General features: G+C 41.9%; 12 protein-coding genes and 1 pseudogene. 6 read left to right on the forward strand and 7 right to left on the reverse strand.

What is annotated here, in order from left to right; genetic code table 11:
• Window positions 1-198: 198 nt before the first annotated feature.
• From AC3KZC_RS08710 to AC3KZC_RS08720, 3 genes are all read right to left on the reverse strand, one after another.
• Complete coding sequence (locus AC3KZC_RS08710; protein WP_490577399.1) at window positions 199-3,282, reverse strand: efflux RND transporter permease subunit; 3,084 nt, start codon at window positions 3,280-3,282, stop codon at window positions 199-201.
• A 3-nt stretch (window positions 3,283-3,285) separates the two neighbouring features.
• Window positions 3,286-4,302 carry an efflux RND transporter periplasmic adaptor subunit gene (locus AC3KZC_RS08715; protein WP_490577400.1) on the reverse strand — a complete coding sequence of 339 codons (1,017 nt, stop codon included), beginning with the start codon at window positions 4,300-4,302 and terminating at the stop codon, window positions 3,286-3,288.
• Between the two features lie 414 nt (window positions 4,303-4,716).
• Window positions 4,717-5,295, reverse strand: coding sequence for a hypothetical protein (locus AC3KZC_RS08720; protein WP_490577401.1), 579 nt, complete (start codon window positions 5,293-5,295; stop codon window positions 4,717-4,719).
• 398 nt (window positions 5,296-5,693) lie between these two features.
• Here AC3KZC_RS08720 and AC3KZC_RS08725 point away from each other — a divergent pair, with 398 nt between their 5' ends.
• The 4 genes from AC3KZC_RS08725 to secF all read left to right on the forward strand — a co-directional run bounded on the left by AC3KZC_RS08725 (window position 5,694) and on the right by secF (window position 10,244).
• Entirely contained in the window at window positions 5,694-6,620 is a 927-nt protein-coding gene (locus tag AC3KZC_RS08725; RefSeq protein ID WP_490577402.1) for a M14 family metallopeptidase, read from the forward strand.
• Window positions 6,621-6,804: 184 nt separating this feature from the next.
• The gene (locus AC3KZC_RS08730) at window positions 6,805-7,278 is read left to right on the forward strand and encodes a hypothetical protein (protein WP_490577403.1); all 474 of its coding nucleotides are present in this window, start codon (window positions 6,805-6,807) and stop codon (window positions 7,276-7,278) included.
• 222 nt (window positions 7,279-7,500) lie between these two features.
• Window positions 7,501-9,288 carry a protein translocase subunit SecD gene (secD, locus tag AC3KZC_RS08735; protein ID WP_490577505.1) on the forward strand — a complete coding sequence of 596 codons (1,788 nt, stop codon included), beginning with the start codon at window positions 7,501-7,503 and terminating at the stop codon, window positions 9,286-9,288.
• A 2-nt stretch (window positions 9,289-9,290) separates the two neighbouring features.
• Window positions 9,291-10,244 (forward strand): protein translocase subunit SecF, encoded by a 954-nt coding sequence (gene secF, locus AC3KZC_RS08740; protein WP_490577404.1) that lies wholly within the window; start codon window positions 9,291-9,293, stop codon window positions 10,242-10,244.
• 68 nt (window positions 10,245-10,312) lie between these two features.
• On the opposite strand, the gene AC3KZC_RS08745 is transcribed toward secF, so the two are convergent.
• The 4 genes and pseudogenes from AC3KZC_RS08745 to AC3KZC_RS08760 form a co-directional block, all read right to left on the reverse strand.
• The gene (locus tag AC3KZC_RS08745) at window positions 10,313-11,134 is read right to left on the reverse strand and encodes a class I SAM-dependent methyltransferase (protein WP_490577405.1); all 822 of its coding nucleotides are present in this window, start codon (window positions 11,132-11,134) and stop codon (window positions 10,313-10,315) included.
• Window positions 11,135-11,539: 405 nt separating this feature from the next.
• A complete protein-coding gene (locus AC3KZC_RS08750; RefSeq protein ID WP_490577406.1) occupies window positions 11,540-12,025 on the reverse strand; it encodes a hypothetical protein in 486 nt (161 codons plus the stop codon).
• Window positions 12,026-12,115: 90 nt separating this feature from the next.
• On the reverse strand, window positions 12,116-13,129 hold the full coding sequence (locus AC3KZC_RS08755; protein WP_490577407.1) for a hypothetical protein: 1,014 nt from the start codon (window positions 13,127-13,129) through the stop codon (window positions 12,116-12,118).
• A gap of 100 nt (window positions 13,130-13,229) precedes the next feature.
• Window positions 13,230-13,549: pseudogene (locus AC3KZC_RS08760) on the reverse strand (winged helix-turn-helix transcriptional regulator).
• A 179-nt stretch (window positions 13,550-13,728) separates the two neighbouring features.
• Between AC3KZC_RS08760 and AC3KZC_RS08765 the strand changes: the two are divergent.
• Window positions 13,729-13,917, forward strand: a complete 189-nt coding sequence (locus AC3KZC_RS08765; RefSeq protein WP_490577408.1) for a Rossmann-fold NAD(P)-binding domain-containing protein — start codon at window positions 13,729-13,731, stop codon at window positions 13,915-13,917.
• Window positions 13,918-14,029: 112 nt separating this feature from the next.
• Window positions 14,030-14,689: a cupin domain-containing protein gene (locus AC3KZC_RS08770; protein WP_490577409.1), complete on the forward strand. Its 660-nt coding sequence runs from the start codon at window positions 14,030-14,032 to the stop codon at window positions 14,687-14,689.
• Window positions 14,690-15,039 lie beyond the last annotated feature (350 nt).

A 15,039-nucleotide genomic window follows, 5' to 3' on the forward strand; every position in this document is an offset into this window, starting at 1 on the left:
GGTACTATTTTTATTCATGTAAACCAACACTTATGATAACGCCATCTAAAATAGGTAAAACACTCCCGATACTTTTATAAAAAATAGAGGGGATTTGTAAAAGTGAGCAAAATCAAAAAGGCGGTATTCATCAAGAGCAAAAAACGGCTACCAAGTGGTAGCCGTTTTAAGGGTCAATACAAGAAGTAATACAAAAAGTTAAGTAACCTGTTCAAGTTCCTCGGCCAATAACTTGGTTTCATCACCCCGTGCTTTAGTGAAACGTGCCAAGCCTAAATAAATCACAGGTGTTAAATATAACGTAAAGAGTACCGCAAGCGATAAACCACCAAAGACTACCCACCCGATAGCATTACGTGCCTCTGCGCCCGCACCGGTCGATAATATCAATGGCAATGCGCCTAAAAGGGTTGAAACCAGCGTCATGGTGATGGGTCTTAAACGTACAATTGCTGCTTGCTCAACCGCTTCACGTACAGCAAGGCCCTTATCGCGCAGTTGATCGGCAAATTCCACCAGCAAAATCGCATTTTTAGCAATCAAACCAATTAGCATCACCAAACCAATTTGAGAGTAAATATTTAACGACGTACCCGTTAAATACAGCGCTAATATGGCTGATGTAATGCCAAATGGCACGGTGATCATCACCACCACCGCACTGTTAACACTTTCAAATTGCGCCGCAAGCACCAACAATACAATTAAAAAGGCCAGCACATAGGTTAGCAGGACTTCATTGGCGGTCTCTTCAAACGTTAGTGCTTCACCTTTAAATACCATGGTGATGCCATCAGGTAAGGCTTGCAAAGACAAGGTTCGTAACTGCTCAACCAATTGGGCAATGCTCATGTCAGGCGGTAGTTCCATATCAAGTTGGATCGCGCGTCTTTGTGCGTGGCGCTCAAGCTCAGCGGCAACGCCTTCTTCACTAATAAACGCAACACTGCTTAGCGGTACTAATTGACCATTGCGAGCAGTAAGGTACAAATTCGCTAAATCACTTGGATCTTGAATGGTTTGATTTTGCGCTTGCAACATAATTGGCACTGATTGGTCACCAATATTAAGATCGGCCACATCATCACCATTAATAGCTGCACGCAAAGTAATAGCAATATCACTGAGCGAAACCCCTAACTCTTCAGCCCGTCGCCTATCAATATTTACACGCAACTGAGGCTGCGATGGCTGATAAGACACCCGTACATTACCAATATCAGGGATCGCTTGCTCGATTTGCTCAGCAAAGGCCTGCGCCGCAACAAAAATCTCTTTATAATCTTGGCCTAGCAAGGCTAATTCAATACCACCGCCTTGACCACGTAAATTCAAACTATTCGACCCCGATGGGAAAGCTGGCGCCCCCGGAATTTGGCCAAGCGGGCCACGGATCTTATTTATAATTTCTTGCTGGCTAAATTGACGGTCATCCCAATGCTTTAAAGGCACAGTAATAAACACAATGTTAGGATCCCACTGGCCAACCACCGTATAAATCGATTCTATTTCACCGCTTTGTACATAAGGTAATAAGCTATCTTCCATTGCAATGGCTTGACGGTCCATAAAGTTAAGGCCAACACCATCCGGACCACGAGCAAAAATACGGATTTTACCTCGGTCTTCTTTCGGTAACAGTTCGTTTTCAAGATTAAGATATAAAGCGCCCGATCCCGCCGCCGCCAATAAACACGCACTAAACGTCAACCAAGCATGGTCGAGCACCCAACGAATTGAACGCTGATAAAACCCAGCTAAATAGTCACCAAATTTAGCAAAAGGATGGCCTTTTCCTCCTTGTTTTAATTTGAGCTTTGAGGTTAGCGCTGGCACTAACGACAGTGCAACAAAACTCGAAATCACCACAGCGCCCGCGAGCACCCCACCAAACTCTCTAAACAATCGACCAGCAGTCGATGGTAAAAATGCAATCGGCACAAATACCGCAGCAAGTACGGCTGTAGTGGCCACCACCGCAAAAAATACTTCACGAGTACCGACCACAGCCGCAGCACGCCGCCCTAATCCAAGAGCTCGCTGGCGTTGAATATTTTCACTCACCACAATGGCATCATCAACAATCAAGCCTGTAGCCAAGACCAAAGCAAGTAACGTCAATATATTAATCGAAAAACCAAGCGCCCATATCAATGCCAAAGAACCAATTAAAGCAACAGGAATAGCAAACGCTGGTACTAAAGTTGCGCGCCACGACCCTATAAACACCCATAAGGTAATTACCACCAGCAAGACTGTTAATATCAATGAATAAATCACTTCATCAACGGAGCTACGAATAAACTGCGCATCGTCTGAGGTCAGGGTAAATTCAAGTTCAGGAAAACGCACCCGCATACTATCGAGTAGTGCCAGCACTTCATCAGAGATTTCTATAGTATTTGACTGCGCTTGGCGGATCACTTCTAAACTGATCACTGGTTGGCCGTTAAGCCGCACCATAGAACGAGGATCAGCAGGACCAAAATACACCGCCGCAATATCGCGGATACGAGTATCATCCCGCACAATAATATCGCCCACTTCGTCAGCAGTGATAGAGGTTGCATCAGCGCGCACAATCACTTGCTGGTCGTCCGATTTTAAACTCCCCGCAGGCACATCAAAGGGGGCTTGCCGTAATACATTAGCCACATCAGGTACAGTGAGGTTAAAGCTCGCCAGTTTAAGCGGATCCATTCTCACTCTTAATACCCGACGACGATCACCGTTTAAGCGTACATCAGCGACACCCGGAATAGTTAAAAACTGGGGTGCTAAGTCAATTTCAACCCGCTCAGTCAGCGCTTCAAGTGGTAAACTACTGCTAGACACCGTAAGCGAGACCACTGATTCCGCATTGTTATCAGCTTTAATAATCGACACTCGTTCGACTTCTTCTGGCAAATCGCGCTGCACACGCGCCACAGACTCGCGAGTTTCGTTAGCAGCATTATCTAAATCAACGCCAGGGCGAAATTCTACTACAATGCGAGCATTGCCTTCTTCACTTTGCGCCTGAATTGACTTAACCCCACTGACTCGCGCCACGGCCCCTTCAAGCTTACTGGTCACTTCGGAATCCACGGTTTCAGGTGAACCACCCGGAAAAGAAGCCGACACAGTAATAAAAGGCCTATCAACATCGGGCAGTTCACGCACTTCAATGCCCGCTATCGCCGCAATACCGGCAATAATGATCAATAAATTAAGGACCACAATTAAAATTGGGCGGCGGATCGCCATCGAAGGTAAATCTTGTAGCATTGGCAGTTGCTTCATGACTTAGTCCTTAGCCGTAATAACAGGCGACGAAAAAGTAAGCTCTTGATTAGGGCGTAAACGTTGCACCCCTTCAACCACTAATAAGTCATTGGCATGTAAATCCCCAGCGACAAGTAAGCGCCCAGCCAAACGTTGTTCTATTTTTACATCAACCCGCGTGGCTTTGTTATCAACACTTTTCCACACGTAGGGGCCAGTTGCCCCCCATAATAAGGCAGCTTCAGGCACTGCAGCATACGCCTCGCCTTGCACTTTAATGTAGACACTAAAGCTCATGCCCGGTGTAAACTCACCTTGGCTATTATCGACACTCGCTTGAGTACGAAGGGTACGGGTTTGAGGGTCAATTCGCGAATCCATATGGGCAATTGATGCCTCAATTACCTGCTCATTTTGCCACGTGCGCACTTCAATCAGAGCATTATTTTTTAACATCGAAATTGCGTTTTCCGGAGCATTAAAATTTATAAATAAATGATTAATATCATCAATAGTAGCAATCACGGTTTGTGTGGTAATACGATCACCCACTTCAACATCAGTTAACCCCATAACACCGGCAAAAGGCGCCAATACATGGCGGTCTTCAAGTTCAGTCTCAGCTTGCATCACCACCACTTTAGCCAATTCGTATACTGTTTTAGCATCATCAAGATCGCTCTGAGGCACAGCGCCTTTCGCGTGACTTTCTTTTAAACGATTATAAGTACGAAGCGCATCAGCCAATCGTATTTGCGACTCAGCCAAAGCGGCTTGTTGACGACGCGAGTCCAGTTCGAGCAATAACTGTCCTTGGACAACCGTTTCACCGGGTTTAAAATGTACCGCGGTTACTTTGTCGCTCACCGCTGGATAAATAACCACCGATTTTGACGCCTGCGCATTACCCACAGCCTGAACCGTTTGTTCACTGCGCTCCATCGAGACCGTGTCTACAATAACATTCGCAGCCTGCGCATTAACACAGACCAAAAGTACAACCACATGCAGATTGAGTAAAAGAGCTCGCAATTTCAAAACATCACCTAAATTTGTTAATGAAGCAAAATATTGGGCAAATCTATTACCCAGTATTTACACTATTTATTCTTATAGATACGCAGTGTAACAATACTCTGATCAAATAAATTAACAAATCGATTAACGCGCCAATTCATGCGTTAAACCGAATACCCTTTATTTTACAAAGGCTTTACTGTGTAAAAAGCAAAAGGTCACGGTGATTATAAAATGTGCTTGAAACTAAAGGTGCAAAAACACCTCTGACTTGAATAGTTTGATAATACCGAGTCATCTTAGTGTTAACCGATAAATGTCTCGGCTTTGGTTTCCTGCATCGCTCTAACTCTTAAACCCATTTAGTTGCAACTTTTAAAGGAATGAAAAACGTTAGGCAGCGATAAGATCGCACTAAGAAAGTCTCTATATGTGTTAAATGCGATTTGCACGAACCCATGTTTTTTTACTTTTTGAGACCCGCTGAATTTTATTTGCTTCGATTAAAGCATTAAGCGCCTTTGTGAAATTTGATTTTGACTGGTTAAGCTTCTTACGAACAGATTCTGTAGTTTGTTCTGTTTTGAACTGCTCATAAATCCTTTGCTCAAGGTTTTCCACAACTTTCTTTGGCTCTAAAGCCTGTGGTTTCGGTTCAGCTTGAACCTGGGCTTTAGGCTCCAGAGCAATGCTATGTTTTATTTTGTGGAGTTTGCATTGAAATGCGAAAGCTGTAACAAGCGAGTTATCTTGTGAATACAGAATAAAATGACAAATCTCTCGCTGCTGCTCTGTAAGAGATGCAATCATTCCTACTAAGTTGCCAATAATGTAAAAATCAGCTTGATTGGAACCCGCTGGATAGCTTGAGATATAAAGAAATAGTTTTCTCTCACAAAGTTCCTTTACCGAATCATTTTTGGAAAAAACAAAAACTTTATCAGAAATAGATGCACTGATAGCTTCCGCTTCCTTTAGACCAATATTTTCAGCATCTACGAATATGAATCTCAAACATTACTCCTTTATGTTTTAAGCGTGTAACGAGCCTGAATATTTACTCGTTTTAAATTTATTTTTATTTATCAACGAACCATAACTTAGTTCCTATTTTGATTCAATCGCTTAGTCTGTTTTAAGTTGAGGTTTTAGATTGGGTTTCCTTGCGGTTTCAATGAAATCAATAAGGTCGCGCCTTGCTTTTTGCCTTTGGTTAAATAATTTGATTTATCTTAAAGAAAACCTGCCGTACTTCTATCGCCTTCGCAAGCAGGCTGCACCTACACGAATCAACCATCGCAGATTTTATACCAAATAACCCACTGGCATTGCCTAATGCTTATTGCACCTTTAAGCTAGACGCTTGAATCTTTTTTCTTTTCCAATTCATCAATTAATTCAAAGGCAAATACATGACTCAAGTTTCGACAATTGGCACTTCTGGTGTGAAATGGGGCGATAGCGAAAAGCAACAATGGTTAGCGTTACAAGCGGTTAAACGTAGTTATTTTGCTGATGTGGTGAGTCAAATAGATGCTTTGCGCAGTGAGTTTTCGGTCGAACAATATGGTCAGTTGCTGTACCCAGAGCTTGCGCCTGCCACCACCGAATATCCGTTATTTGTGCTCAAACCAAAAAGCTGGCAAGCCGATAAACCCACTGTATTAGTCACCGGTGGTGTGCATGGCTACGAGACCAGTGGCGTGCATGGTGCGCTCGCGTTTGCCAAAACCGCTGCGGCGCAGTATAGCCATGCTTTTAATTTAGTGATTGCACCCTGCGTTAGCCCTTGGGGTTATGAAACCATCAATCGTTGGAACCCAACAGCCACGGACCCAAATCGCTCGTTTTATGTCAATAGCCCAGCGCAAGAGTCGGCTGCGCTACTGAAAATGGTGAGCGAATTAGGGGTTGAGGTTGTTGCGCATTTTGATTTACACGAAACAACCGACTCCGATAATACTGAATTTCGCCCTGCCCTTGCTGCGCGTGATGCACAAACCCATGATAACTGGAATATTCCTGATGGTTTTTATTTAGTTGGCGATAGCGAAAATCCACAAGCTGAGTTTCAAGCGGCCATTATTAAAGCCGTTGCGACAGTTACGCACATTGCCCCTGCTGACGAAAACGGTGAAATTATTGGCGCGCCACTTGAACAATTGGGTGTGATTAATTACGCCAAAACTAAGCTGGGCTTATGCGGTGGTTTAAGCAATGCAATGTATAAGACCACCACCGAAGTCTACCCAGATAGCGCAACGGCCACACCAGAAGAATGTATTGCGGCGCAAGTCATGGTGATCACCAGCGGGCTTGACTTTATTTTACAGCAATAAGTAACCTGCTTTTATTCGAGTTCCGTTTACAACAACGAGAACTCGAATAAATACTTGTTCTATGGTCAATAATTTACTTGCTATCGCATTGAATTTTTGTAAACTGCCTCCATCTTTTATGTACATTGTTTATCTACATTACACATGTACAAAAAACACCTCTGTTGTGTTTAATTAGGTTGATATGAAAGCAGTTTGGCAAACAATCGCGATGATGTTGGTAGTAATAGCCTTGTTCTTTAGTGAGCAAGCAAGCGATCGGACGCCCCTTCAACATGCTTTTAGCGCTGATTTTGCCAGCCAATTGCATAGCAACTATAAACACAGCGAAGCATTACCACAGTTGCAACTGAATCAAAAAATCAGCAAACATTTTGCTGTTGATTTTAGTGATGAGCAACATACCTTTACCCTTGCGCCTTTTGTAAACCCTACAAACCCTTCGCTATTTTTGCATGCTAACCAAACAAATCCGGTTTACTGGTTAATAATTGAGTTTTTTATTTGGGTATTTAGCCTTGTTGCTATGCTCAACCTCATTAGCCATAAACCTATTGCACTGTGGTTTATTCATATTTATAGCTCGGCAAAATCACGCATTAGTGGTTGGCAAGAGTCAAATCTTCAATACTGTGGTTGCAATCGCCACTTCGTCTAACATTCTCTTTTTAATTAATTTTTATGCCTACTTATTGTTATTTAGGCCCAATTAATCGTGTTTAGCCTGTCGTATTTACTGTGAGTTTTTAGTGACCGCGCAGCACAGGTTAGCGTTTCAAAGAGATATATTATGAACATAAAAAATACCACTGGGCTTACCCAACAGGCCAATTTGCCGCGCCCACAGCCAGCTAAAAAAGCCCGCTTAGTACCAACATTAATGATGATTTTTACGTTAGTGGTGATGGCGATATGCGCCCTGCCCAATTTATACCCAGAACAAAATACCTTAGTGATAAGCGCGCTTAATAATCAATTAAAGAGTGATAGAATATCCGAAATAACATCCCCAATGGCGATTAAAACCGCACTGGAACAGCAAGGTTATACGGTTAATCGTGCCAAACAAAATACCCAAAGTATTGAATTTCTACTCGCTGAACCAAGCCAAAATGCAGCAGCACTGAACTGGTTGCAGCACACCTACGCAACACAATTTACGAGCAAAATTGTGAGCCAAGCCACGAGTCCACACTGGTTACAAGCGCTGGGCCTTGCCCCTATTAAGTTAGGGCTTGATTTAAATGGGGGCGTATTGTTTGTACTTGAAGTTGATACCACGCAAGCATTGCGAGAACAACTGCAAAGTGTTGAGCAACAAGCTAAATCACTCCTTCGCAATGAAAAAATTCGTGGCTCAATACTCACTCTAAACGATAAAAACCCTCAAGAAGGTAATGTAAGCTTGCGCTTTAATGCGCAAACAAAAGCAATCGATACTGTGATCAACGAGCTTAAACACACCTTTAGCGGGCTTAGTGCAAAACAAACTGAGCAATCGGTGATTTTATTTTTTACACCCGATGCCATTCAAACTTTTCACCAACAAGTTATGTTGCAAGCAATTAGCACACTGCGTGGCCGGATCAGTGAACTGGGTATTACCGAAGCCGTGACACAGCGCCAAGGCAGCAATAAAATTCGCGTTGAACTACCCGGCGTGCAAGACCCAACCGCTGCAAAACGCATTATTGGTGCAACTGCATCCCTTGATTTTCATGCCCTGCAAGAAATCGGTGGTAAACGCTTTACCATGGAAGATGGCAGCAGTATTTCTCTCAATCCTAAGGTTATTTTATCAGGGCAATACATCAAAGGCGCGCAATCGAGTCGCGATGAAATGGGCAAACCTGCGGTGCAATTGCAATTAGATGCTCAAGGCGGAAAGTTAATGGCTGAGTTTTCAAAACACAATATTGGCAATCCTATGGCCACCGTGTTTTCGGAATATTTTAAAGATGCCAATGGCAACAGTGTTAAAAAAAGCAAAGTGATTAATGTTGCCACCATCAACTCGGCGTTAGGTGCACGTTTTAGCATCACCAATATGCAAAGCCCACAAGCAGCGCAAGAACTTGCATTATTGCTGCGCGCGGGTTCGTTAATCGCCCCCGTGACCATAGTACATCAGCAAACCATTGGCCCAAGCCTAGGTAAAGCCAATATTGAAAACGGTTTTGCCGCTTTAGCGCTCGGTATTGCCATTACGTTTGCTTTTATGGCGCTGTGGTATCGCCGTTTGGGCATGGTTGCCAATACCGTATTATTACTCAATTTAATTTGCCTAATTGGTTTGATGTCGTTATTACCCGGCGCAGTACTCACCTTACCCGGCATTGCCGGTTTGGTGCTGACCATAGGAATGGCGGTTGATACCAACGTGATTATTTTTGAACGGATAAAAGAAGAACGCGCCTTAGGTCGCAGCCCCATGATGGCGTTAGAGGCGGGTTACAACAAGGCATTTCATTCAATCGTTGATGCCAACATCACCACCTTATTAACTGCCGTTATCTTATATTCAATTGGTTATGGCCCAATTAAAGGCTTTGCCCTCACCTTAGGATTGGGCATTTTAACCAGTATGTTTACGGGCGTTTTTGTTGCCAAAGCACTAAGTTATTTAGTCTATCGCCCACGTCAACCCCGCATGGCTTCAGGAGTTTAATCATGTTTTTATCCCTTTTATCAACTCGCCCTCTGGTAACCAAATTACGGTTTTATGGATTGTTTTTATCTTTATTTTTAATGGTAGCTTCAACCCTAGGCTTAGTGAAAAACGGCCTTAACTTTAGTATTGAATTTAATGGCGGTTATATTACTGAGTTTCAGTCGCAGCAATCGCTCAGCGTACCCGAAGTCCGCACTGCAATTACTGCGCTCTTAGGTCAAGAACAAGCACAAGGTCTAAAAGTCAGCACTGCTGATCAGCATCATTTTGTGATCAGACAAAACCTAGACGCCGCAGGCGAAGCAAATCAGCAATGGTTTAGCACACTCAACGATACTTACAACGGAAAGCTTACTTTATTAGAAGCCAATTTTATTGGTGCGCAAGTAGGCGCAGAGTTGCTAGACCAAGGTGGAATGGCCATGTTAAGTGCCATTTTAATGGTACTCATTTATTTAGCGCTACGCTTTGAATGGCGCTTAGCGGTGGGTGCGGTAGCCGCATTGTTTCACGATATTTTATTGGTTTTGGGTTTATTTGCGTGGTTACAGATTGAATTTGATTTAACGGTACTGGCCAGTATTTTAGCCATTATCGGTTACTCATTAAATGATTCAATTATTGTAGCCGACCGTTTACGTGAACTGATGCGCGCTAATTTACCTCGTGCCGAAGTTGATCCATTAGGCTGCGCCATCAATGATGCCATTACATCAACACTAAGCCGTACCTTAATTACCTCTGGCACGACGCTTGCGACCATTGCCTCAATTTGGCTATTAGCGGGTCCGCCACTTGCTGGATTTTCACTGGCGTTGTTCACCGGAATTGTGGTCGGCACGTTGTCGTCGATTTGTATTTCTGCGACTTTACCGCAATTATTTGGCCTAGATATTAATCACTACTCGTTAAAAGCTGACATTGACCAAAGCGAACAGATGTTAATGCCGTAACTCGTGTTTAAACAAACCGCAATAAAAAGGGAAATCAGCTGATTTCCCTTTTTTATCAAACCCAATTATTACATTGTTTTTGGTTTTACAAACTTTAATGTCATACGGTCTGATTCACCCAGTGTGGCATATTTAGCACGGTCTTTATCACCTAATGCAAATGTTGGCGCAAGCGTCCACACGCCTTTTTCATGCTGTGCGTTATCAAGTGGGTTTGCATTAACGGCTGATTCGGCAACTAATTCAAAACCCGCGGCTTTGGCCATGCTGATCACTATACTTTGCTTAATATAACCCGATGGACGATATTGCTCTGCATCAAGGTTTTCGGGTAAACGATGATCAACCACCCCAAAAATACCACCAGGTTTAAGCGCAGTAAACGCTGCTGCAAGAGTCGTTTTAAGGGCATCATCACCATTCATATAAAAATTGTGCAAATTACGAAAGGTCAATACCGCATCGGCGCTGCCGGCAGGCGCAAGCTCAGTAGTATATTTTGGATGAAAACCCGTTAATTTGGTTTTTTCCATGCCTTTGGTATTAGCTAATTTGGCCTGATACTTAGGTAAATTTTTATTGAAGTATTCAACATCAGTACCTGATGGAAAATGCGCTGCGTAAAATACGCCTTTATCGGCCAGCATAGGGGCTAAGATTTCGCTATACCACCCACCGCCTGGCCAAATTTCAACAACTGTCATGGTATCTTCAACACCAAAAAAATTCAGTGTTTGTTGTGGGTTACGAAACTCATCACGTGCTTTGTTGCTGGCACTACGAATATCACTTTGCACCACGTCACTTACGGGTGCAGCGCACACTGTGGTAGCTGCAAGTGTGGCACTTGCAAGCAAACTACACAGTGCTAATGAGGTTAATTTTTTCATTTTAGTTCCTTATTGTTATGGTTTTACGCAATGAACAAAGACTCAATACTTTCATAAAGATAGACATTGCTGAAATAGACGCTTGTTAAGATACGCTTTAGTAAAAAACTCGGTTGTATTATTTGCACTAGCGGTAAGCGATGCCTGACTATTTTGGCTTAACATCTTAAATTAACGCCTTAATTAACATCACTCTCTAGCTAGGCTTTTTTTCGAAAGCCAACATTTAATTATCTAACCACAGCAAGTGATATTTTATAATCGCTTTACGATTAAAATGTTAACTAAAGTGCAATAATTTGTTTCAAGCACTCATCTATCCCGCTAAAAACGGGCAAGCAGAGTAAACTTTTCAACGTAACAAACTCATTTATTTAAAAAGAAAATGTAATAGCAGAAATTAGATTAGTACACTTTGTCGATAGACCAGGTTTGTTTTTTACCAGCCACTATAATGGTCACCTCATCATCTAAATATTTGCCAATAAGGGCGGCACCTAAAGGCGCACTTGGGGTGATCACCGTCACTTTTTGCCCAGCTAAAGTAATGATTAAGCCACCGCTACAAGGCCCAAAAAACAGCGTTTGCACCACCCCCTCATCATTACCGAGCTGCACTAAAGCCCCAACTTTAATCGCATGATCTGGGCCAAATTCACGCAGTACTAATTGCTGATAGACATTAATTTCTTGATGATACATCACCACTCTGCGCCCTAAACCTTCAGCCAAATAAGCTGACTCAAGCCCTAGCGTATCGTACTGGGTTTCGGCCACACTTTGCTCGTTAATTGCACCCGCATGGGCGTTTTCAGCCCCTTCTTTAGCGATTGCCAACAACTGGCTTAATGCAGAAATAATGCTGGTGATTAATTGGTTTTTATCTAACATCCATCACTCATAAAATTTGAACTATATTATATAATTTTCTATAAAAATCAGTTGGCCGCAGAAATTAATTTAAAAAGTGTGTTTTGTATATTAACTAGTGATTAACTCTATAATTGCATTAAAAACTGCGGCTCTAAAAGGCTTTTTATAATTGTATTCTCCATTTGGACCCAACCACATTGAACACAAGTCCATGCAGGCGTTCAGCTCGAAAATGACTAACTCTCCATTTTCAGAAAAATAACAATCAATACCATAAATATCTAAACCTATGCGTTCATGGATAACTGATAACTGCTTTTTATAATGAGGTAAAATACTTGTATTGAATGTCTCCAAGTAATGTTGCTCAGCATCTCTAAACTGTTTATTTTCAAGCATTAAGTTATAACGATTACTGCCTTCGACACACCAATTATTTGAAGTTAAAAAATGCTGAGGGTAAAATTTACCGTCTATGACGACTATTCTTGCTTTTTGGTAAAACCCTGTTTTATTAATACAATCTATATACTCTATGGCTATAAAGCCTTTATTTTCATTCAGCCAACCTTCAAGTTTTGCTAATTCATTTTCACTCTCAATCAACATCATATATTTACTATTATGATAACCTTCCAAACGGATAATGAGAGGATAACTCATCCCAGCACTTTTTATATTCTTATTAAGCTCATTAATATCTTTAATATAAAACTTTTCAACTCTAGCTACTTTTACATTTGAAATACCACTTAATAATTTATATATATTAGCTCTAGATGTTTTATAAACATTTCCAGGGTGGTTAATAACCCTATTAATTTGAGGCTGACTCGCGAGTAAACCAATAGCATTCAAGCTAGCTTTACTGCCATCAGCGTCACCAACCAAGTTAACTAAATTAGTGCTTTTTTCCATGTTTTTTAATTGAACACTTTTATTAATACCTAAGATTAAAAGTGAGCTATTAGCTTTGACTTCTTGATTTTCCAATAGGTATGAATAAATTGGCAATATTCCTTCAACCGATATTCTTGAAGCTTCTTTAACAGAACCATTACCACCAGTGAAAGAGCTTCTTCCAAAATCATCTGGCCCCATTATAAACAGTGTACTTTTCAATTTACTACCTTTTAAATTATTCTAACTTTAAATTATTATATAATCGGTAAAATCATTAAACTATCAAACTAATACTTAAAATAATATTATCTTTTTATATTTAGCTTTCGTCTTTCAGAGCCGCTAGAATTACTATACATTGCTCACCAAAGAGCGTCTCTTGATATTCAACCCGAGGTTGCACTTCGGCAAACACCTGTTTATCGAGAATACCAAACTCAACATTACGTTTTGAACATTGGTTAAGCACTTTGGTGGTTAACCCATCAACAGCACGTACCATTTCACCCGGCCGATTAATCTCTTGCGCTAGTAATTGATAAACCGTAAGTGACCATTTGCAGCCAACAATGGTTTCTACCATGCAGGTACTTTCACTTGGCCTTTGAATTCTTGAAATTTTTTATCTTTATTATTCATAAAGATGTACCAATTTGTACCTAGGGCACCTATTTGTGCTTACTTTTTTACTGTGGTTTAACCGCATAAGATTACCACACTTAAACGGCAAACAACGCCACGTTTTAACCCAAACCGCTGAGGTAATATGATGAACTTTCTACATTCAGGTTATGCATTATTATTGTGGTACCAGCGGTATGGGACTTGCGACTGCAGAGCGCCTTGCCAATGAAAAAGTAAAGCTAATTATTGTCGGTAATAATCAAGCAAAATTAAACACCGCTGCCGATAAATTGAGCCTTATGACAGAGGTTGTGGCGCTACAAGACGATTTACAACAAGCCGATTTAACAGGGCTGGTCACAACTAACCTCCCGCAGTGTTAACTTAAGCAAAAACAGGGGTAAACCCGTTACAAAGTTAGACCGTATAAAACATAATAATGGCCGTATAATCCACTGCGGCCATTATTGTTATTCGAATCTAGCAAGGGTAAGTATGCAACACATTAATTTAGACTTTCGTAAAAAAATAGTGATTAACTCACACCTTGAGCCTTGGCAACCAAGCCCACTAGCTGGGGTTACGCGTAAAATTTTATCACGCGAAGCGGCCGAAAGTGGCCATGCCACCAGCATAGTACGTTATGAAGCAGGTTCACATTTTAGCTCCCACAGTCACCCAATGGGCGAAGAGATTTTTGTGCTTGACGGCGTTTTCAGTGACGAAAATGGCGACTACCCTGCAGGCACTTATATTCGCAATCCACCTGGCAGTCACCATCAGCCTTTTAGCATTCAAGGGTGCACCTTGTTTGTAAAACTCAATCAATTTTTAGCTGATGATTTAAGTTCAGTGAGAGTCAATACTCATACCACCCAGTGGCGTGCCGGCCAAGGTGCCTTGCAAGTGATGCCTCTACATCAACATGATGTTGAGCACACCGCATTAGTAAAATGGCCTGCTGGCGAGCAGTTTTTACCGCATCGTCATTATGGTGGTGAAGAAATTTTGGTACTGAGCGGCACCTTTTGTGACGAATACGGCAACTACCCCACCGGCACTTGGCTGCGCAACCCACACATGAGCGAGCACCACCCATTTGTTGAACAAGAAACCATTATTTTAGTTAAAGTGGGTCATTTGGGTATTGGCTAACAGCCCCAAAAGCCCAGCGTTTTAAGTCAATAACGTTGTGATTTATAACGGTCAGGTCAGTTGCTTTTGCGCAAAGCACAATAGAATAATAAACACTTTAAGAATGGGTGGGAAAATAAATTGACCAACAACCTAGCCCCAAAAGCTCGGTGTAGCGAAGCGCCTCGGAGATGAAAAAGAAGGTTAACCACTGAGTTTAGAGAAACACAGAGGAAAGAAAAAGCTATTACTTAGTTGGCTTTACTCACTTCGCTTTTCTCGGTGAGCGAAGCTTCGGTGTACTCTGTGGTAAAAAAGTACCCAGTGGTAAAAAATCACAATGCAACAGACAATAACCACAATATCGCCAT

This window comes from Pseudoalteromonas sp. J2K-J031 (genome assembly GCF_058197095.2).

Coding starts and splice junctions, on each gene's coding strand:
- secF (WP_490577404.1), top strand. CDS start 9,291: ATGTTTTTATCCCTTTTATCAACTCGCCCTCTGGTAACCAAATTACGG.
- AC3KZC_RS08710 (WP_490577399.1), bottom strand. CDS start 3,282: ATGAAGCAACTGCCAATGCTACAAGATTTACCTTCGATGGCGATCCGC.
- AC3KZC_RS08745 (WP_490577405.1), bottom strand. CDS start 11,134: ATGAAAAAATTAACCTCATTAGCACTGTGTAGTTTGCTTGCAAGTGCC.
- AC3KZC_RS08750 (WP_490577406.1), bottom strand. CDS start 12,025: ATGTTAGATAAAAACCAATTAATCACCAGCATTATTTCTGCATTAAGC.
- AC3KZC_RS08730 (WP_490577403.1), top strand. CDS start 6,805: ATGAAAGCAGTTTGGCAAACAATCGCGATGATGTTGGTAGTAATAGCC.
- AC3KZC_RS08765 (WP_490577408.1), top strand. CDS start 13,729: ATGGGACTTGCGACTGCAGAGCGCCTTGCCAATGAAAAAGTAAAGCTA.
- AC3KZC_RS08725 (WP_490577402.1), top strand. CDS start 5,694: ATGACTCAAGTTTCGACAATTGGCACTTCTGGTGTGAAATGGGGCGAT.
- secD (WP_490577505.1), top strand. CDS start 7,501: ATGATGATTTTTACGTTAGTGGTGATGGCGATATGCGCCCTGCCCAAT.
- AC3KZC_RS08770 (WP_490577409.1), top strand. CDS start 14,030: ATGCAACACATTAATTTAGACTTTCGTAAAAAAATAGTGATTAACTCA.